The sequence below is a fragment of the Aquimarina aggregata genome (genome assembly GCF_001632745.1).
GTDB classification, from domain to species: domain Bacteria; phylum Bacteroidota; class Bacteroidia; order Flavobacteriales; family Flavobacteriaceae; genus Aquimarina; species Aquimarina aggregata.
Genome location: NZ_LQRT01000003.1, coordinates 145,326 through 165,041, shown reverse-complemented (window position 1 = coordinate 165,041; position 19,716 = coordinate 145,326). Strand labels below are relative to the sequence as shown.

General features: G+C 32.8%; 16 protein-coding genes. 10 read left to right on the top strand and 6 right to left on the bottom strand.

The window, feature by feature from the left end; all coding sequences use genetic code 11:
- Positions 1 to 3 precede the first annotated feature (3 nt).
- The 4 genes from AWE51_RS06755 to AWE51_RS06740 all read left to right on the top strand — a co-directional run bounded on the left by AWE51_RS06755 (position 4) and on the right by AWE51_RS06740 (position 4,611).
- A complete protein-coding gene (locus AWE51_RS06755) occupies positions 4 to 1,386 on the top strand; it encodes an alpha-amylase family glycosyl hydrolase (protein ID WP_066311354.1) in 1,383 nt (460 codons plus the stop codon).
- A gap of 252 nt (positions 1,387 to 1,638) precedes the next feature.
- A complete protein-coding gene (pfkA, locus tag AWE51_RS06750) occupies positions 1,639 to 2,625 on the top strand; it encodes a 6-phosphofructokinase (RefSeq protein WP_066311351.1) in 987 nt (328 codons plus the stop codon).
- Positions 2,626 to 2,668: 43 nt separating this feature from the next.
- Positions 2,669 to 3,670 (top strand): type I glyceraldehyde-3-phosphate dehydrogenase, encoded by a 1,002-nt coding sequence (gap, locus tag AWE51_RS06745; protein WP_066311348.1) that lies wholly within the window; start codon positions 2,669 to 2,671, stop codon positions 3,668 to 3,670.
- 71 nt (positions 3,671 to 3,741) lie between these two features.
- The gene (locus AWE51_RS06740) at positions 3,742 to 4,611 is read left to right on the top strand and encodes a BadF/BadG/BcrA/BcrD ATPase family protein (protein WP_066311345.1); all 870 of its coding nucleotides are present in this window, start codon (positions 3,742 to 3,744) and stop codon (positions 4,609 to 4,611) included.
- 37 nt (positions 4,612 to 4,648) lie between these two features.
- On the opposite strand, the gene AWE51_RS06735 is transcribed toward AWE51_RS06740, so the two are convergent.
- From AWE51_RS06735 to AWE51_RS06715, 5 genes are all read right to left on the bottom strand, one after another.
- Entirely contained in the window at positions 4,649 to 6,466 is a 1,818-nt protein-coding gene (locus tag AWE51_RS06735) for a sensor histidine kinase (RefSeq protein WP_066311343.1), read from the bottom strand.
- 3 nt (positions 6,467 to 6,469) lie between these two features.
- A complete protein-coding gene (locus AWE51_RS06730) occupies positions 6,470 to 7,057 on the bottom strand; it encodes a DUF4202 domain-containing protein (protein ID WP_066311341.1) in 588 nt (195 codons plus the stop codon).
- A 65-nt stretch (positions 7,058 to 7,122) separates the two neighbouring features.
- The gene (gene nirD / locus AWE51_RS06725) at positions 7,123 to 7,500 is read right to left on the bottom strand and encodes a nitrite reductase small subunit NirD (protein WP_066311339.1); all 378 of its coding nucleotides are present in this window, start codon (positions 7,498 to 7,500) and stop codon (positions 7,123 to 7,125) included.
- Positions 7,501 to 7,567: 67 nt separating this feature from the next.
- Entirely contained in the window at positions 7,568 to 10,087 is a 2,520-nt protein-coding gene (gene nirB / locus AWE51_RS06720; RefSeq protein WP_066311336.1) for a nitrite reductase large subunit NirB, read from the bottom strand.
- 166 nt (positions 10,088 to 10,253) lie between these two features.
- Positions 10,254 to 11,549: an alginate export family protein gene (locus tag AWE51_RS06715; protein WP_066311333.1), complete on the bottom strand. Its 1,296-nt coding sequence runs from the start codon at positions 11,547 to 11,549 to the stop codon at positions 10,254 to 10,256.
- Between the two features lie 296 nt (positions 11,550 to 11,845).
- On the opposite strand from AWE51_RS06715, the gene AWE51_RS06710 reads away from it, so the two are divergent.
- On the top strand, positions 11,846 to 12,538 hold the full coding sequence (locus AWE51_RS06710) for a response regulator (protein ID WP_066311330.1): 693 nt from the start codon (positions 11,846 to 11,848) through the stop codon (positions 12,536 to 12,538).
- A 31-nt stretch (positions 12,539 to 12,569) separates the two neighbouring features.
- Here the strand turns inward: AWE51_RS06710 and AWE51_RS06705 are convergent, their stop codons facing one another.
- Positions 12,570 to 13,400 (bottom strand): type IV pili methyl-accepting chemotaxis transducer N-terminal domain-containing protein, encoded by an 831-nt coding sequence (locus AWE51_RS06705; protein ID WP_066311320.1) that lies wholly within the window; start codon positions 13,398 to 13,400, stop codon positions 12,570 to 12,572.
- A 380-nt stretch (positions 13,401 to 13,780) separates the two neighbouring features.
- Here AWE51_RS06705 and AWE51_RS06700 point away from each other — a divergent pair, with 380 nt between their 5' ends.
- The 5 genes from AWE51_RS06700 to AWE51_RS06680 all read left to right on the top strand — a co-directional run bounded on the left by AWE51_RS06700 (position 13,781) and on the right by AWE51_RS06680 (position 19,678).
- Positions 13,781 to 15,181 carry a CmpA/NrtA family ABC transporter substrate-binding protein gene (locus tag AWE51_RS06700; RefSeq protein ID WP_066311318.1) on the top strand — a complete coding sequence of 467 codons (1,401 nt, stop codon included), beginning with the start codon at positions 13,781 to 13,783 and terminating at the stop codon, positions 15,179 to 15,181.
- Between the two features lie 73 nt (positions 15,182 to 15,254).
- The gene (locus tag AWE51_RS06695; protein WP_066311313.1) at positions 15,255 to 16,352 is read left to right on the top strand and encodes an ABC transporter permease; all 1,098 of its coding nucleotides are present in this window, start codon (positions 15,255 to 15,257) and stop codon (positions 16,350 to 16,352) included.
- A gap of 11 nt (positions 16,353 to 16,363) precedes the next feature.
- Positions 16,364 to 17,227, top strand: coding sequence for an ABC transporter ATP-binding protein (locus AWE51_RS06690; RefSeq protein WP_066311310.1), 864 nt, complete (start codon positions 16,364 to 16,366; stop codon positions 17,225 to 17,227).
- A 9-nt stretch (positions 17,228 to 17,236) separates the two neighbouring features.
- Positions 17,237 to 18,061 carry an ABC transporter ATP-binding protein gene (locus tag AWE51_RS06685; protein WP_066311308.1) on the top strand — a complete coding sequence of 275 codons (825 nt, stop codon included), beginning with the start codon at positions 17,237 to 17,239 and terminating at the stop codon, positions 18,059 to 18,061.
- A 216-nt stretch (positions 18,062 to 18,277) separates the two neighbouring features.
- Positions 18,278 to 19,678, top strand: a complete 1,401-nt coding sequence (locus AWE51_RS06680) for an MFS transporter (RefSeq protein ID WP_066311305.1) — start codon at positions 18,278 to 18,280, stop codon at positions 19,676 to 19,678.
- Positions 19,679 to 19,716: the final 38 nt, after the last annotated feature.

The window sequence follows — 19,716 nt, the reverse complement described above, 5'->3', positions numbered from 1 at the left end:
AAAATGAAAAAAATACTTATAACTCTTATTGCTACAGGAATCTTAATTTCTTGTGGGCAAACAAAGAAAGAGTCACCAATCGCAAATGTAGAAACAACTAATGAAGAAAGACAAGAATTAGCCCCAATCGATGAGGCTGTTATGGAAAATGCGGTGATTTATGAAGCTAATATCCGTCAATATTCTGAAGAAGGATCTTTTAATGCTTTCACAAAAGACATACCCATCCTTAAAAAATTAGGAGTAAAAGTTCTTTGGTTAATGCCAATATACCCTATTTCAACAACTAAAAGTAAAGGTACACTAGGTAGCTATTATGCAATTTCTGATTACACAAAAGTTAATCCAGAATTTGGTACTCTTGATGATTTTAGAAGATTAGTAAAAACAGCTCATGATAATGAGATTTACGTCATTTTGGATTGGGTAGCTAATCACACCGGTTGGGATCATGTTTGGTTAAAAGAGCGTCCAGAATATTATACAAAAGATAAAGATGGAAATATTACACATACTGTTGATACGGATTGGACCGATGTAGCGGATCTTAATTATGATAATAAAGAAATGCGTGAACAAATGAGGAATGATATGTTGTATTGGTTAAAAGAAGAGAATATAGATGGTTTTCGATGTGATGTCGCAGGGATGGTTCCTGTGGATTTTTGGAATAAGACGGTAGCAGAATTAAAAAAAGTAAAACCAATTTTTATGCTAGCAGAAGGTTGGGAACCGGAACTATTAGAAAATGCTTTTGATATGGGGTATGGTTGGGATACCCATCATAAAATGAATGATATTGCAAAAGGAAAAGCAGATGCAAAAGAATGGGATAAAAGAATGACTCAAATAGACTCTATGTATGCTAAAGATGATATTCTAATGAATTTTACATCAAATCATGACGAAAATTCGTGGAACGGTACTGTAAGAGAAAGAATGGGGGATGCTTCAGAGCTTTTTGCAGCATTGTCTTATGTGACTCCTGGGATGCCACTAATTTATTCAGGCCAAGAATATGATATGGAAAAGAGATTGTTGTTCTTTGAAAAGGATACAATTATCAAAAAAGAGGGAGTATTTTTCCCATTATACGAAAAATTAGGACAATTAAAGAACAATAACCCGGCATTGCATGGAGGAAAAAATGCTGCATCCTATACTAGGATAAAAACATCAAACGACAACAATATTCTTGCCTTTCTTAGAGAAAAAAATAATCATAAAGTTGTGTTTATTGCTAATATGACAAATGAGCCACTAAAATTTTCGTTAGATTATAAAGGAAAGTTCAAAGACTATCTTTCTGGAGAGCTCTACGAGAGTATTCCAAAAGATACTCAAAGTCTTGATGGCTGGAAATATCGTATTCTTATTCAAGAATAATAAAATTTTTAACGATAAACTTTTATAAACGGCTTGCAACTGCAAGCCGTTTTTATGTTATATACAATTTTTCAATTCTTGGAAATATCTTAAAAGACGGCGCTACATTATCGTTTTATTCTTAAAATAATCTATGAAAATGTGTTAAAATAATGCTTTTTATGTAGGTAAAGAGCGAATTTATTAACCGAAAACGTTTTAGTTTTTTTTCAAATTAGGTTATTACTACCATTAACGATAGATTTGACTTCGATGATGGAAAAAGTTCAAAATATAGCCGTTTTAACCTCAGGAGGAGACGCCCCAGGAATGAATGCTGCAATACGTGCAGTGGTTCGAGCATGTAGTTTTTATAAAATAAATTGTTTTGGAATTTATAAAGGATATGAAGGCCTAATAGGGAACGAAATAGAAGAACTAAATGCAAGGTCTGTTCGTAACATAATTAATAAAGGAGGTACTTTTCTTAAATCTGCTCGATCCGCAGCGTTTAGAACAGAAGAAGGGAGAAAAAAGGCGCATGACAATCTGATCAAAAATAATATTGATGCACTTGTGGTAATTGGAGGAGACGGTAGTTTTACAGGTGCTCTTAAATTATCAGAAGAGTTTAACTTTCCTGTCGTAGGAATTCCTGGTACAATTGATAATGATATTAATGGTACTGATTATACGATAGGATACGACACCGCACTAAATACAGTAGTAGAAGCAATAGATAAAATTAGAGACACTGCAAGTTCACACAATAGATTATTTCTAATTGAAGTAATGGGAAGAGATGCTGGTGATATTGCTTTAAATGCAGGTATAGGAGCAGGAGCAGAAGAGATTTTGATTCCAGAAGAAGATATGGGAGTAGATAGGTTAATCGAGTCTCTTAAGAAAAGTAAAAAAACAGGCAAAACTTCTAGTATAATTGTTGTAGCCGAAGGTGATAAATCAGGTAAAAATATTTTTGAATTAGGAGAATATGTTGAAGAGAACTTGGGGGATTATGAAGTAAGAGTTTCTGTATTAGGACATATCCAAAGAGGAGGAGCTCCAAGTTGTTATGATCGAGTATTAGCAAGTAAATTAGGAGTAGGAGCAGTAGAAACCTTGTTAGAAGGTAAAAGTGAAGTGATGATTGGGATTGTACATAAAACAGTGACTATTGTACCCTTAAAAACAGCACTTGATAAACGAGAACATAAACACGACGGATTGATAAAAGTGGCCGACATTACTTCGGTATAATTTTATATAACCATTTAAATTAAAAACAACTAAAATTTTAAATATGAGTACGTTAAAAATTGGAATTAACGGTTTTGGAAGAATCGGAAGAATTGCATTTAGAATTGCTTCTAAACGTGATAATGTAGAGATAGTAGCAATTAATGATTTACTAGATGTAGAACATTTAGCGTATTTATTAGAATATGACTCTGTACACGGAAAATTTGAAGGAACTATTGAAGTTCAAAATGGAAACCTTGTTGTAAACGGAAAAGAAATTCGTGTAACAGCAGAACGTAACCCAGAGGATCTTAAATGGGATGCTGTAGGTGTAGATGTAGTTATGGATTGTACAGGTATCTTTACTACTTTAGGTACTGCAGATGCCCATTTAAAAGCAGGTGCTAAGAAAGTTGTTATTTCTGCACCATCAAAAGATGCTCCTATGTTCGTAATGGGAGTAAATCATAATGATGTCAAGGCTACAGATAATATAGTTTCTAATGCCTCTTGTACAACAAATTGTTTAGCTCCTTTAGCTAAAGTAATAGATGATAATTTTGGAATTGAAGAAGGATTAATGACTACTGTACATGCAGGAACAGCTACACAAGCAGTTGTAGATACTCCTTCAAGAAAAAATTATAGATTAGGACGTAGTGCTTTAAATAACATTATACCTTCAACAACAGGGGCGGCTGTAGCTGTTACAAAAGTAATTCCTTCTTTACAAGGTAAGTTAACAGGTATGGCATTTAGAGTTCCTACTGCAGATGTTTCTGTTGTGGATCTAACTGTAAAAACTAAAAAGTCAATTTCTTATGATGACCTTAAGGCAGTTGTAAAAAATGCTTCTGAAAATGAATTAAAAGGTATCTTAGGATATACAGAAGAAGATGTAGTTTCACAAGATTTTGTAGGAGAATCACAAACTTCTGTTTTTGATGCTAATGCAGGTATTGCTTTAAATGACAATTTCTTTAAACTTATCTCTTGGTATGATAATGAATTTGGATACTCAACTAAGTTAGTTGATCTTTCAACTCATGTGGGTAATCTATAATTAATAAAATATAGCCCCGAGAAATAAATTTTCGGGGTTTTTTCTCTTTGCTAACTACAAACTAGATTTAAATGATTTTAATAGCTGACGGCGGTTCTACTAAGTGTGACTGGATTCTTCTCGATGATTCGGGAGAAATTGTTTTTAAAACCCGAACAGAGGGGTTAAATCCTGCTGTATTTGAAAAATCTCTTCTAGAAGAAAGAATTAGGGATAATCAAGAACTTGCTGATTATCGTGAAAAAATCGATGTAGTTAACTTTTATGGAGCAGGATGTGGAACAAAAAGACCTGCTGCTATGTTGACAAAAATCTTTGAAGAGTATTTTGTTAATTCGGAAGTTGTTGTAAAAGAGGATATGGTTGCAGCTGTTTATGCGGCCACTACAGAACCAGGTATCGTTTGTATTTTAGGTACAGGGTCTAATAGTTGCTATTATGATGGTGATGATATCCATATGACTGTTGATTCTTTAGGATATATTCTTATGGATGAAGCAAGTGGTAATTACTTTGGAAAAAGATTAATTAGAGATTACTACTACAAAAGAATGCCACCAGAGGTAGCCTCAGAGTTTGAAAAAAGATTTGATTTATCTTCTGATAGTATTAAACAAAATCTATACAAAAAAGATAATCCAAATACATATTTAGCTTCTTTTGCTGAATTTATTTTTACAAGTGAACGTAATGGATATTTTTATAAAATTGTTACCGAAGGAATTCAGGAATTTGTAGAAAACCGTGTGTTGTGTTTTGCTGAAGCTCAAAATGTACCTATTCACTTTATAGGTTCAATAGCGCACTTTAGTGAAGATATTATTAGAGCTGCAGTTTGGCCTTATAATCTTACCGTAGGAAATATAGTAAGACGCCCAATAGATGGTATTTTGGATTATTATCGTAACGAGGTGATTAAAAAAAAAACGAATAAAGTCTAGTATATAAATGTTTTTGTAGAAAAAACAGAAAATTAATCTAGATATTGGGGATTGTATAATTTAATGTAATTCGAGTACCTTCTCCCGGAATCGAGTTTAAAAATAATCTACCATTAATATAATTCATACGCTCTTTCATAAAGAATAACCCCATTCCACCTTCTGCATTGTTTTTTGGTTTGGTAGGAATATCGCTAATGTTAAAACCATTTCCGTTATCACTAATAATAATACTTAGAACAGCATCTGTATGATTAATTTTAATCATGATATAACTAGAATTGGCATATTTTATCGCATTATTTACTGCTTCTTGAGTTACTCTATATAAATTGGTCTCAACTAAAGAATCGAATCGATGATCAAAATCTGATAGATTCTCAAAAACGATATTTTTACTTGTTAGTTTAGAAAGTTCCTTTGCCATTTTCTGAAGAGCAATACTAATACCATAGTCTTTTAATTCAGGTGGAGTGAGATTAAAAGTAGCAATTCTGGTACCTTGTATTAAATCCTGAGATAGTTGTTTTAATCCTTCAATCTTTTGAGATGTTTTCTCAATGTTATTTAGGTTGATGGATTCTATATTAAACTTAAGTGCAGTCAACATTTGACCAATACTATCGTGAATTTCTTTGGCTATTCTTTTGCGTTCTTCTTCCTGAGCTTCTACAATTTGACTTGCATTGGATTTTTGTAGTTCTTCTTTCTCTTTATAGTTAGAAGCATTAAGGCGCTCAATCTCGTTTTGAGCTTCCTTGCGTTTCGAAATATCAGAACAAAGGACCAAACGTTCAGAATCTCCGGATTCTTTAAATACAGTAAGTATAGAAATGTCTAGCCATATTCTATTCCCTGTCCGGGTGATAAACTCAAATTCTTCGTTAAATACACCACCTTTATTTTGAGTTATGAGTTGCAATAATCTATTTTTTTGCACGGCATTCAACCCCATTAGATCTGTTAAGTTTTTTCTTTCATAATTTTCTTCAACCAATAGTTTAGAAAAACGTTCCCCTAAACTTTTAATACTTCCTGATGCATCAACTCTGGCATACAATAACGTTTGATCTATGGCTTTTGTGAGTGATGAAAGTTCTTGAATGTTTTCTTCTTGAATTTTTCTTAACTCATCCGTTTTAAAAGCCATTTCTTCGGCTTTACGTTGAGATAATAATAGATTTGAGATTGTCTTTTTAATACTAATAGCTACAGGTCTAAAAAGAAGAACAAATTCGATAAATAAAATTAAAAGTATTAGTCCAAATAGGAGGTATTCAATTTTCTTTAAATAGGAAACTTTTTGTTGTGCCTCTAACTCATAACGAAACACTATTTTATCCATTTGTTTAAGAAATAGAGGTTCGTTTAAAACAATTTCATCTAGATAAGGTTTAAGTATTTTTTGATCTATAGTATCATCTTTATATAGGTCAATAATTTCAACACTATTATTTAGTATTTTTTGAAAATAAGGTTGTAGTACTGAGAACATTTTGTGTATTTCGGTACTATCTTTTTGTTTGTTTTGTAGGGTTTCATTATGCCGAGAGAGTACTTCATGAGATTCGCGCCAAAGGAAAATGGTAGACTCTAAATCTTTAATCGCATTATTTCTGGTTTGTTGTTTTTCAATATTATCAAGTAGTAGAATGTCTTTTAGTAGTTTTTGACTAAGCATTCGTTGTCGTCCAGAAATATTAATTATTCTGGAATCATCTATTTGACTATTTAGGTATTGTTGAATAAAAAATTGACCTCCAATAGTAAACAAAGCAATAGCCCCCAAAGCAATACTATAAATTTTGCTTAGACGTCCAAAGGTTTGATGATCTAAAGATTCTTTTTTATTCAATGTTTAAGATGCTAAAGCTTGCTGAATCAAATCTAATGCTTTTTTAGAATATGATCCTTTTAATGCAGCTTGCTGTCCTTTTTCTGACATTTTACGCCAAGTTTTTTGTAAAATATCAATTACCTTTTCATTTTTATGCTTAGAAAGAAAATCTTCGTAATAGTATGTAAGAAAAACTAGACAGATAATATCTTCGAGGGCTTGTGTTTCCTCATCTTTTTTTAGTTTCTTTTTCTGAAGTAAAAAAGAGACTCTTTCTATAGTCTCTATATCATAATCCAAACTATCTAATATTTCGGAAGCCTTTGCGGCATGAAATTTTTTCAAATCTTCACGCCATTTTAAATATCCCACTCGGTCCATTGGGTAGCTTGATCTAGGTATTTCCCATCTACAAATATGTTGAGAACGAGCTGCCAGCCTCAAAGCTTCAGAAGCATCTTGATTAAAAGATTCTAAGGTTTGGGTCATCCTTTGTCCGTAAATTAATTCTTTTGGAATAGTATCCCCATTAACGGTCTCTAAATTGGGATCTAAGGAGTTAGCTTTATCAAATAATCGATATGCTTCGAGTAATTTTTTGGTTGGCATAAAAGTTTTGAATTGGTATCCAAACAAAGTTAATTCTTTTTAAGAATAGAATCAAATGATTTTATCTATTCGGCAAAACCTACGTAAACATTGTCTCCCTCTAATTTTACTGGATATGTTGCGATAGGAGCAAGGTCTCCGTTTAGATTTTTACCATTTTCAAGAGAAAAAGTTTTTTTATGCATTGGGCAAGCTATTTTTGGAGTGCCTTGATGATCTCCTGTCATACCGCGACTTAAAACCATTTCCATTTTGTGCGGACATACATTCTGACATGCATACCACATATTCTTTCTTTCAAAATTAAATACTGCTATTTGCTTTTCTTTATATTTTATGCATGCTCCCCCGTTTTTTGGGAAATCACTTATTTTGGCAGCTTTAAACCATACGGTTACTTCTTCGGTTGTTGTTGTTTTATATATCTCCAAAATTTCTTCCATAACTAAAACATTCTTGATTGGTTTCGCAGAGGCGAAAACACATTAATACTTTATCAAAATTTTACTATTATTTCCAGTGTTCGGGCATTTTTTGGTCCCTTAGAGGTACAAAAACCAAATTATCATCATCTTCGTCACTATTTACAAAATGACTAAAGCGTTTCATGGTTTCTGGATCTTCTATGGCTTGTTTCCATTCACATTCAAACTTGTTCACAAGCGTATTCATTTCTGTATCTAAATCTGCAGCAATACCTAATTTATCATTAATAACGACTTCTTTAAGATGTTCTATTCCACCTTCTAAACGATCTAACCAAGCAGCAGTTCTTTGCAGTGGTTTAGCGGTACGCATATAAAACATTAAAAATCGATCAATGTATTTGATTACAGTTTCATTATCAATCTGCTCTGCAAGTAATTCTGCATGACGAGGAGTAGCTCCTCCGTTACCACCTACATACAAGTTCCAACCACCTTCTACAGCGATAACTCCAAAATCTTTACCTCTTGCTTCAGCACATTCACGAATACATCCTGAAACGCCTCCTTTGATTTTATGTGGTGACCGCATTCCACGATAACGATTCTCTAATTCAATAGCAAAACTTACACTTTCATCCATACCATATCGGCACCAAGTAGAACCTACACAACTTTTTACTGTTCGTAAGGATTTACCATATGCATGGCCACTTTCAAACCCTTTATCAATTAAATCTTTCCAAATTTTTGGTAACTGATTCAATGTCGCTCCAAAGAAATCAATACGTTGTCCACCTGTTATTTTGGTATATAAATCATATTTTTTTCCTATTTCTCCAAGATCGATTAATTGCTGTGGAGTTAATTCTCCTCCTGCAATTCTGGGTACTACAGAGTAAGTTCCATTACGTTGAATATTTGCCAGGAAACGGTCATTAGAATCTTGAATTACATATTCTTTGTTAGCGGTATCCGCATGAATTGTTGCCATTAATGATGCTATTAAAGGTTTACATAGTTCACAACCATGACCTCCGTTTCCTTTCTTATCTAAAATTTCATCAAATGATGTGTATCCTTTTATTTGAATAATGTCATATAATTCTTGTCTGTTATAATCAAAATGTTCACAAACATTATCTTTTACTTCAATTCCCAAAGATTTTAAGGTAGCATCGGTTAAATCTTTTACCATAGGTTTACAACCCCCACAACCTGTTCCCGCTTTAGTACAGCTTACTACATCGGCCAGATCTTTAGCTTCTCCATTCTGAATAGCACCACAAATTTGCCCTTTGGTAACACTCTCACAAGAACAAATTTGAGCTTCATCCGGAAGATCCATTACATCTCCTAAGAGAGAACCATTGTCCCCACCACGACTTCCTAGAATTAGATCTTCTGGATTCTCGGGTAGTTTCATTGCTGTATTATAAATTTGAAACAATGCATTATAATCAGAAGAATCACCGACAAGGATACCTCCTAATAGTTTTTTTCCGTTTTTAGCGACGTTAATTCTTTTGTAAATTCCTGTACGTTTATTTACGTAAGTGATTTCATCGATATCTTCTTTAGCTTCATTTAGCGCATCACCAAAACTAGCTACTTCGGTACCAATTAGTTTTAATTGAGTAGACATGTCAATATATTCTGGCATTGTATTGTCGCCTCCTGTAATTTGGTTTAAGGCTATTTCAGCCATATCATAACCAGGAGCTACAAGACCATAAATCATATTGTTTAGTAAAGCACATTCTCCGATAGCATAGATATTTGAATCAGAGGTCTGCATTTTTTGATTTACTATGATCCCACCTCTAGTTCCTACTTCTAATCCACATTCTCTTGCGACTTCATCTCTTGGCCTAATTCCCGCAGAGACTACGAGCATATCAACTTTTAATTCTGTTTCATCAATGTATTGTAATCCTTCGATAGATTTATCTCCTTGAATGTATTGAGTTTGTTTTGATAAGTGTACCTGTAAGCCTAACTCTTCGATTTTAGATTGAAGCATATCGCTGGCGCCTTTGTCTAATTGCCTTGGCATTAAACGTGGAGCAAATTCGATAACATGGGCATTTAAACCGAGGTTCTTAACAGCATTTGCAGCCTCTAAACCTAACAAACCACCTCCAAGTACTGCGGCTTCTGTTTTTCCTGCTGCTTTTAATTTTTTTGCATAGGCTTCAGTAGCTTCAAGATCTTCAATTGTTCTATATACAAACACTCCTTCTTTCTCCACTCCTGGAATAGGGGGTACAAATGCAGAAGATCCTGTTGCAAAAATTAAGTAATCATACTCATATTTTGTTCCACGGTGATTGGCGACTGTTTTTTCTATTCTATTAATTTCTGTAATCATTTCTGAAGTATGAAGATCAATGTTGTTTTCTTCATACCAAGTTGCAGATGACATACTTAAATCTTCAGCTGTTTTACCCGCGTAATACTCACTTAAATGAACGCGGTCATAAGCTCTTCTAGGTTCTTCTCCAAAAACTGTAAGCTTATATTCATTGAATCTTTCTGAGGCAACAAATTTTTCACAAAATTTATATCCTACCATTCCATTGCCTATAATGACTACTTTCTTCATGAATTACGTATTTAGAATTCAAAATTAAGTATTAATACGTATAATTTTGATAAGAATTACGTAATTATGGGTGTGTAAAATTGAGAATTTAAAAAAAATAAATAGAGAACCCTGCCGAAATCATGTTAAAGCAGGGTTCTCTATATAAAGTAAAGAAGTTATCTTATTACGGTTTTGGGCTCCATTTTAAAAAGTTAGGTTTTACTACTAACATGGCCCATCCCCAATTTTGAGTACTGGCAGGGTCTGTAACTCCTTTTAGTATTTCCATAGAATCTGAAGCAAACATATGAGAGTAGCCAATTTTTAAGGTAGCAAATGCCAAAAGTTTTTGAGTAAAGACAAGATCAACCTCTGTACCTAAATAATCATCGATATTATCACCTAGGCTTTCTGCACCAGAGAAATAGTGCGCTTTAATTAATAAGCTTGATTTTTCTCCAGTTTTAATAACAGTTTTGGCGTAAAAATCATTTAAACCAATATTATTTGCATGGTTACCCACATAGAAATAATCCATGTACCCATTAAACTTGTGATTAGTACCAAAGATTGGGAAGAAAGATTTTATTTCACCATCTGTTCCTCCGTTTTCATCACCACTTAAGGTTTCAAATCCGATTCCGAATAAGGTTTTTCCTGGTTTGTAGGTTAATTCAAGTAGTGCATTATATGCAGATAGATCAATATCTTCTGTAAATTCACCAGTTTGCCCATAGATATTTGCCATTATAGAAAGTCCTTTTGCTGGTTTGGCTACTAAATGAGTACCAAATGTTTGACGATTCACATTTCCGTCAACTGGGACTTGACCTTCGAGATTTTGATAAGAGTTGTTAGCTATCAAAAGACTACCCGAAAACTTTTCCCAATCTTTATGCAACCATGCATATATCATTCCTTTGTAATCAAATACAGCTCTTGCGTTTCCCCCGTTATTAGGATCGAATAAAGTGGTTTGTGTAGATATACCATTCTGATTAAAGGCTAAACCGATATCCAGTTTAAAACCTTCTTTTGTATATTTTAGTAATGCTGCATCATGAAATCGACCTTGCATTGCCCAATCTAAACCACCAAATATCCTTTGATCATCATAAGATAAAGCTTGTCTTCCAAGTTTGGTAGACCAACCTTTTCCTAGTTTAAAATCAATCCACGCCTGTGCAACAGAGAAACTGTTGTTATTGTCTGCAGCAGCAATCTGTGGAGTATCTCCCCATATGCTTACATCTTGAACACTTAAATAAGCAGCGAATTTTTCTTCTTTATAGGCAAATTTTAACCTTGAACGTTGTTGTACAAAGGTTCCGGCATCTACATTATCCGGGATAAGATTTCCAAAACCGTTTAAATATTCTAATCGAGGTCTAATATCTGCATCAATACTTAATTCTTGGGCTTTACCCTTTAAAATAAATACCATGATTACTAGCGTCGTTAAAAATAATTTGTTTTTCATTTCAATAAGTTTAGATTAATGTATAGGTATATAGGTTTTAAAAATTCGTATGGTTAAACAAAAATACTTGACGATAAAGCGATAAAGTATGACTAGGGTCATATTCTATTTTAGATTTATCAGTATAATTTTGAAAACCAAAACTAAGTAATAATACGTATTTTAATGGTGTTTTTTAGATAATAATACGTAGAATTATTTAACAAGTCTTAAAATTTACTTAGACGTTTTTGAAATATTCATATATTTGGTCTGCAAAGAGGTTTTGAACTTCTAAGTATTTTAAATTACAGCTAATGATAACAATAGTGCTTATAGATGACCATTTTATGGTTAGAGACGGGATAAGAGCAATTCTTGAAGATGAAAAAGAACAATATGGTGTTGTTGGAGAAGCTTCTAATGGAGAAGAGGGAATTAATTTGATTAAATCGTTACAACCTGATATTGCAATTTGCGACATACGAATGCCTGAAATGTCTGGTATTGAAATGGTACAACAATTTAAACTCCTAAATTTAAAGACTAAAACTATCATGTTATCGATGCATGATTCTGATGAATATATACTACAATCCATAAATGCAGGAGCAGACGGATATCTTCTTAAAGGATCGAGTAAAGAGGAGTTTCTAAAAGCTTTAGCGATTATAAGTAGAGGCGAAAAATATTTTAGCGGAGATGTTTCTTCCATATTAATTAGGAAAATTAAAGGAGATGGTTTTCAATCAAATGAATGGGATGAAGAAGATGTGGATTTTAATAAATCTTTTAAGATTAAAAATCAAAACCCTTTTGATCTAACAAAAAGAGAAAATCAGATTCTTCGGTTAGCTATCTCTGGAATGACTAATAAAGATATAGCATTAGAGCTTGATATTAGTAAACGAACCACAGAAGTACATCGTTTCAATTTGATGAAAAAGATGGATGTTAAAAATGTCCTTGAGCTAAGCAATAAAGCTAGAGAATATGGAATGATTCCCTAATCTTACGATATTAGCAAGATGTTTTTAGATTTTATGTGCTTTTTGAAATGATTTCGTAGATCCCGGTTATTTTATTAAAACTTTTAGTTAGGCTGTTTGTAGTATAAAAAACATCTTCTAATGAAAAAGCACCATTTACAAAATCTTTTCTGTTTATTTGAAACTTTTCCCACTGCGACATTACATTGCCCAGTTCTTCTTCTATTTCTGTAGTATTGTAGCTATTAATTAACAAATCTCCAATAACGTTATCAAACTCACTAAAAATTTTAACGATAATACCTTTATATTGAGCTTTCTTGTCGGGAAACATAGATAAAGCAGTATAATATAGACACAATCTTTGAGAAAGCATCCTTTGTTTACCAGAAACATTAATCGTACTCGCTAGGTCTTGATTGGTCTTTTTGAAAAATTGATTATTGTATTTTGAACTCGTTTCTATACTTAATACTAATTCATGGCATTTGCGTAGTAAAGGGGTGTTGAGTTCGAGTACTTTTGCAGAATTCATAAAGTTAGGTGGACTATCAATAGCGGCTTTAAAATCGTTCCAGGACCTCCTGATATCTTTAATAGATAACTTTATAGCAGAGTTAGGAGCATTTTTTTCTAAAATATCTAATTGCTTTTCAAAAATAAACTTACTCGAATTAAGCTCTTTCTTTATTTCTGAATTATCAATTCCTTTAGCAATTAACAGGTATGCTTTCGATATTTTTTGAGATAACATTCGTTGCTTTCCAGATACATTTATAGCCTTATTGTAGCTAATAGATCCATAATTTTGATTTTGCGAATACCCATGGGATGAGTACAGCAAAATAATAGTAACAAAGATGGAAGTTATTTTTATTCGCATGTGTAATTATTCTAGGGAGGTTAATATTAGTTTACGTAAATATACTTAATTATTTTTAACTAACAAATGTTCAAATTTGATTAATTGGTTTTAATGGGGTGTTGACCTAATTCTTACGGTTTTCAATTTAAAGAGGTGTGGAAAAAGCTTTGTAAGGTGTTGTTTTTAAAGGAATTTTTAACTTTTTAGTTTGTTGATATTTTCCTATCTTTAATTTTTTAACAAATGAATTATTGAAAAATCAATTTGATTTATCAATTTTAGAATTATACATAATAATGCCATGAATACGTATTTTTTTTCTTAAAAACTATTAAAAATAAGTAATAATACTTAGTTTTGGATAGTTCTACTTAGTGAAATTTTCAAAACACAGAATTATGAAAAAAACTTATATTAAAATTGTAGTTATAGTTACTGCCATGATTTTAACATCTTGTGCAGGTAAAAAAAAGAAAGGAATAGCATCAAATGACTCTTCTGTAGAAAAAACTTCAGATCTTCTTATCGAAAAACCTCAACTAACGTTTGGTTTTATTAAGCTTACAGATATGGCACCTTTGGCGATTGCCAAAGAAAAAGGTTTTTTTGAAGATGAGGGGCTTTTTGTTTCAATTGAAGCGCAATCAAATTGGAAAAATGTTTTAGATCGCGTTATTGATGGTCAGCTTGATGGTTCTCATATGTTGGCCGGTCAACCTATAGCTGCAGGTGCTGGCTTTGGTAGACAAGCAGAGTTAGTTACTCCTTTTTCTATGGATTTAAATGGTAATGGTATTACAGTATCTAATGATGTTTGGTCAAAGATGAAACCGAATGTTCCTAAAGGAGAAGACGGAAAGCCAATTCATCCTATTTCGGCTGAATCGCTTAAGCCTGTAATAGAATCCTATAAGAACGATGGTAAAGCCTTTAAAATGGGGATGGTATTTCCTGTTTCAACACATAATTATGAAATTAGATATTGGCTTGCTGCTGCAGGAATACATCCAGGTATGTATTCTAAAGAAAATATTCAAGGGCAAATAGATGCAGAGGTATTGTTATCGGTAACACCACCACCACAGATGCCTGCTACTCTTGAAGCGGGTACTATTTATGGATATTGTGTTGGCGAACCATGGAATCAACAAGCCGTTTTTAAAGGCATTGGTGTACCAGTAACTACAAATTACGATATCTGGAAAAACAATCCAGAAAAAGTATTTGTAATGACTAAAAAATTTACAGAAAAATATCCAAATACTGCCGTTGCGGTAACAAAAGCACTGATTAGAGCCGGAAAATGGCTAGATACACCAGGAAATCGTAAAGAAGCTGTGAAAATCTTGTCTATGCCAGGATATGTTGGAGCAGATGAAGTTGTGTTGGCTAATTCAATGACAGGAACTTTTGAGTTTGAAAAAGGTGACAAAAGAGAAATGCCTGATTTTAATGTCTTTTATCGTTATAATGCTACTTATCCTTTTTATTCTGATGGTGTATGGTTCTTAACTCAAATGAGAAGATGGGGACAAATTCCAGAAAGTAAACCTGCAGAATGGTATGATAAAACAATAAAGAATATTTATCGTCCTGATATTTGGACGAAAGCAGCTAATTTATTGGTATCAGAAGGACATTTAGAAGCTACAGAATTACCCAACACAGATGGCTATAAACCTGTGACTACAGATTTTATTGACGGTAAAAAGTATGATGCAAAAGATCCTCTAGGATACATCAATAGTTTCAATATCGGAAACAAAGAAAGTACTAAAGAAGTTTCAAGTATTCAATAATTAATTTTAAAATCCGATCATCAAACAAATTAAAGCTTGATGATCGGTGATTTTATGCTTTAAAATATAAGAAATGAAAGATAGATCAATTCATATCCTAAATTTTGTAGGGTTAGGTTTTTTTGAACCTGCAATAAGACTTGTGGCCGGAGAAGAGATAAAGAAAAATATGGTAGCCTTGTTTAAGAAAATACTCTTACCGATTTTATCTGTAGGGCTTTTCTTGATATTATGGCACTCTGGAGCTAGGTATCTATATAACATTGAAAAAAATGCGCGTATAGAAAAAGCACTTGTGGATCAAGGAGAAGCTGCTTCCTTAGAAATGAGAACCTGTATAGAGTCTGGTGATATTAGTTGTCAACCTAATACTTTGCCATCACCAGCACAAGTTTGGGTGGCTTATAAATCATTGTTGGCAGATCATAGAATCATATCTGAAAAAAAATCTGTGTTTGCAGAAAAAGTGGCTGCCACAAATGAAAAACGTGAGTCTCAAGGTTTAACAGCTATAAAATACACAGGAAGACCATCTTTTGTAGATCAGATTTTGACAAGTTTGAAAACTGTTTTTGCAGGTTTTTTATTGGCATTGTTTATAGCTGTTCCAATAGGGATAATGCTTGGATTAAGTAATACATTGCGGTCATCGGTAAATTGGTTAATACAAATTTTTAAACCTGTTTCGCCTGTGGTTTGGTTACTATTGGTTTTTATGATTGTTAAAACCCTAACTAAAAATTCTGATTCAGATAGTTCGTTTATCATTTCATTTATAAGTGTAGGACTTTGTTCTATGTGGGCAACATTAGTAAATACGAGTATGGGTGTATCATCTGTAGAAAAGGATTATATTAATGTCGCTAAGGTATTACAGCTTAGCGTAGGGCAAAAAGTCTTCAAAATCATCTTGCCGTCTTCTTTTCCTTTAATTTTTACGGGTTTAAGAATCACTTTGTCTGTTGCATGGATGGTTTTAATTGCTATTGAATTGTTAGCACAAAGCCCTGGTTTAGGTTCTTTTGTATGGGAAGAGTTTCAGAACGGAGCTAATGATTCAAATTCAAAAATTATTGTCGCAATGTTTGTAATAGGAATTATAGGGTTCTTGTTAGATAGAATTATGCTAACCATACAAAAGTTTGTGACATTTACTGAAGAAACTACTTAAAAAATAGATATATGGCATATATAGAACTTAGAAATGTTTCTAAATCTTTTGGTGTGGGAAAAAATCGTACTCAGGTATTATCTAATATCAATCTTGAAATTGAAGAAGGCGAGTTTGTTGCTATTGTTGGATTTACAGGAAGCGGAAAAACTACGTTAATTAACTTAATTTCAGGACTTATGATGCCCGATGAAGGAGAGGTTCTTTTTAAAGGTAAACCTGTTACAGGCCCAAGTCATGAACGCGGAGTGATTTTTCAAAATTATTCATTATTACCTTGGCTTAATGTTGGAAATAATGTCGGTATGGCTGTAAAAGAAGCTTTTAAAAAAATGCTAAGAAGAGATAGGAATAAAAGAGTAAAAGAATATGTTGACATGGTGAATTTACTTCCTGCAATCAATAAATTGCCAAAAGAGCTTTCTGGTGGAATGCGTCAAAGGGTTTCAGTTACTCGAGCGTTGTCGATGAGTCCAGAGGTGATTTTAATGGATGAGCCTTTAAGTGCATTAGACGCGTTAACACGAGGTAATCTTCAACAAGAAATTCTTAAGATTTGGAACAAGGATAAGAAAACGGCTCTTTTAATAACTAATGATGTTGACGAAGGAATTTTAATGGCAGATAGGATTATTCCTTTAAAACCCGGTCCAAAAGCGACTTTAGGTCCAGAGTACAAAATTAATTTGGAGCGCCCAAGAGATAAAACTGCTTTAAACCATAATGAAGAATATAAAAAATTGCGTAATGGTATTATTGAGTATTTAATACAAATTGGAGAACAACGTTCTTCGACGAAAAAAAACACTTACGTATTGCCAAATATTAAGCCTAGAATAAAGCCAATGCCTTTTCAAAGGATAAGTTTTAAATAAAAAAAATGTATGGAAGATATACTTGATAAATCTATTATTCGTAGAACGGATAATGGGCTGTTTGAAGATAAATATATGTTGGATATTTCTCAACTAACCAAAATCTATCCCACTCCAAAAGGTGATTATGTGGTGTTAGATGATTTGGATCTAAAAATAAAACATGAAGAATTTATTTCTATAATAGGTCATTCGGGTTGTGGAAAATCTACTTTACTTACAATGATAGCAGGACTTAATCCAATATCTAGAGGTACAATCGTTGTGAACAATCAAACAATAAAAGGACCAGGTCCCGATAGAGGTGTTATTTTTCAATCCCCTAGTCTTTTACCCTGGATGACTGCATATGAAAATGTAATGTTAGGTGTTAAACAGGTTTTTGCACATGGCACAAAAAAGGACAGAGATGATATCGTAAAATATTATTTAGCAAAAGTAGGTTTAGAGGACGCTATGCATAAAAAGGCTAAAGAATTATCACAAGGAATGCAACAACGTGTTGGTATTGCTAGAGCATTTGCAATTAAGCCAAAAGTATTGTTATTGGACGAGCCTTTCGGAATGTTAGATTCATTAACCAGAGGTGAGTTACAGGATGTATTGATTGAGGTGTGGAATCAAGAAAAAATTACTGCTATAATGATTACTCATGATGTGGATGAATCTATATTTTTGGCAGATAGAGTGATTATGATGACTAGTGGTCCCAGAGCAAAAGTTGGAGATATATTAGAAATTGATTTTGAAAGACCACGTTTGCGTAAAGATGTGCTGGATCATCCAGATTATTATAAATATAGGGCGCACTTAATTAATTTTCTTGAGCATTAATTAGTTTTGGAGAATATTCTAATTATCAATTTTAGAATCTATAAACTTTAAAATTCTATTTTTAGTAAATAGTTTACTTGGTAATTATGAATATCATAATAATAGATATTAATACGTAATAAAATACCTAGTTAAATTTTTATTTTAAGTATTTGTACTTAGTTTTGATTGAAATATTTTAACTCTTAAATATAAAAAATCTAAAACTGAGTAATCATGAATAGTAATAGTAAATCTACAACGTTACAACTACTAAATTTTAAAAGCTTACCTATTAGAACCTTTTGGATCACCTCTGTGGCGTTCTTTCTGTGTTTCTTTGCATGGTTTGGGATAGTCCCATTTATGCCGGATGTAGTAAGAGATTTAGGCTTAACACCAGACCAAAAATGGAATTCGATAATAGTGGCGGTTTCAGGAACTGTTTTTGCTAGGTTGTTAATTGGTAAGTTGTGTGATAAATTTGGACCTCGTATTTGTTATACATGGTTATTGATTTTAGGAGCTATTCCAGTAATTTTGATAGGTTTTGTTCAAACACCTATGCAATTTATTGTGTGTAGATTATTTATTGGTTTTATTGGGGCTTCATTTGTAATTACCCAATTTCATACTTCAATTATGTTTGCTCCTAATATAGTAGGAACTGCAAATGCAACATCTGCCGGATGGGGTAATCTAGGAGGAGGAGCTAATCGTTTAGGAATGCCATTAATAGCAGCAGCTGTTGTTAGTTTTGGTATTGCAGAAACCGATGCTTGGAGATATAGTATGATCATTGCTGGTGTGGTTTGTTTTTTAATGGGAATAGTATATTTTTTTTTTACTCAAGATACTCCAGATGGTAATTATAAAGAGTTAAAAGCAAAAGGAGAATTATTACAGCCTAAAAAAGACGAGGTTAGTTTTTTAAGTGCTGTTAAGGATTACAGAGTATGGATTTTGTTTTTGGTGTATGCAGCTTGTTTTGGTATGGAGCTAACCGTATATGGTACTATGGATGATTATTTACAAAATACATTTAATCTAGAACGTGTTACTGCTGGTAACCTAGTTTTATCATTTGCTTTAATGAATATTTTTGCAAGAACCTTAGGAGGTTTTTTCGGAGATAAGTTCGGAAAACTAAAAGGATTAAGAGGGCGTGTACTTTTTTTAGCAATTATTTTAGGTATTGAAGGACTAATGTTATCTTTGTTCTCTGGAATGACTGGATTAACATTGGGAATTGTTTTTTTAGTAGGTTTCAGTTTAACGGTTCAGATGGCTGAAGGAGCTACTTTTTCTGTTGTTCCTTTTATAAATAATAAGGCCATAGGATCTATCTCTGGTATTGTTGGTGCTGGAGGAAATGTTGGGGCTTTTGTAGCGGCATTGGTGTTAAAGTCAAAATCTGCTATAGCAGAAAAAACGGCAATTGCTGCAAACCAAGATTTAGGGCAAGAGGCAGTAGAAGCAGCACAAGCAATAGCTTCTTCGCAAGCGGTCTCTAGTGGGTATTTTATTATAGGGATATTTGTTGTTTTTACCGCTGTTGTTTCTTTAGCTATTAAATTTTCTACTGAAGATGAAAAGGCAGTTGCTAAAGAAATGAAAAATATTCCCGCATATAGTTAAAATAATAATTAAAAAGATAAAATAAAATCTTAAGGATT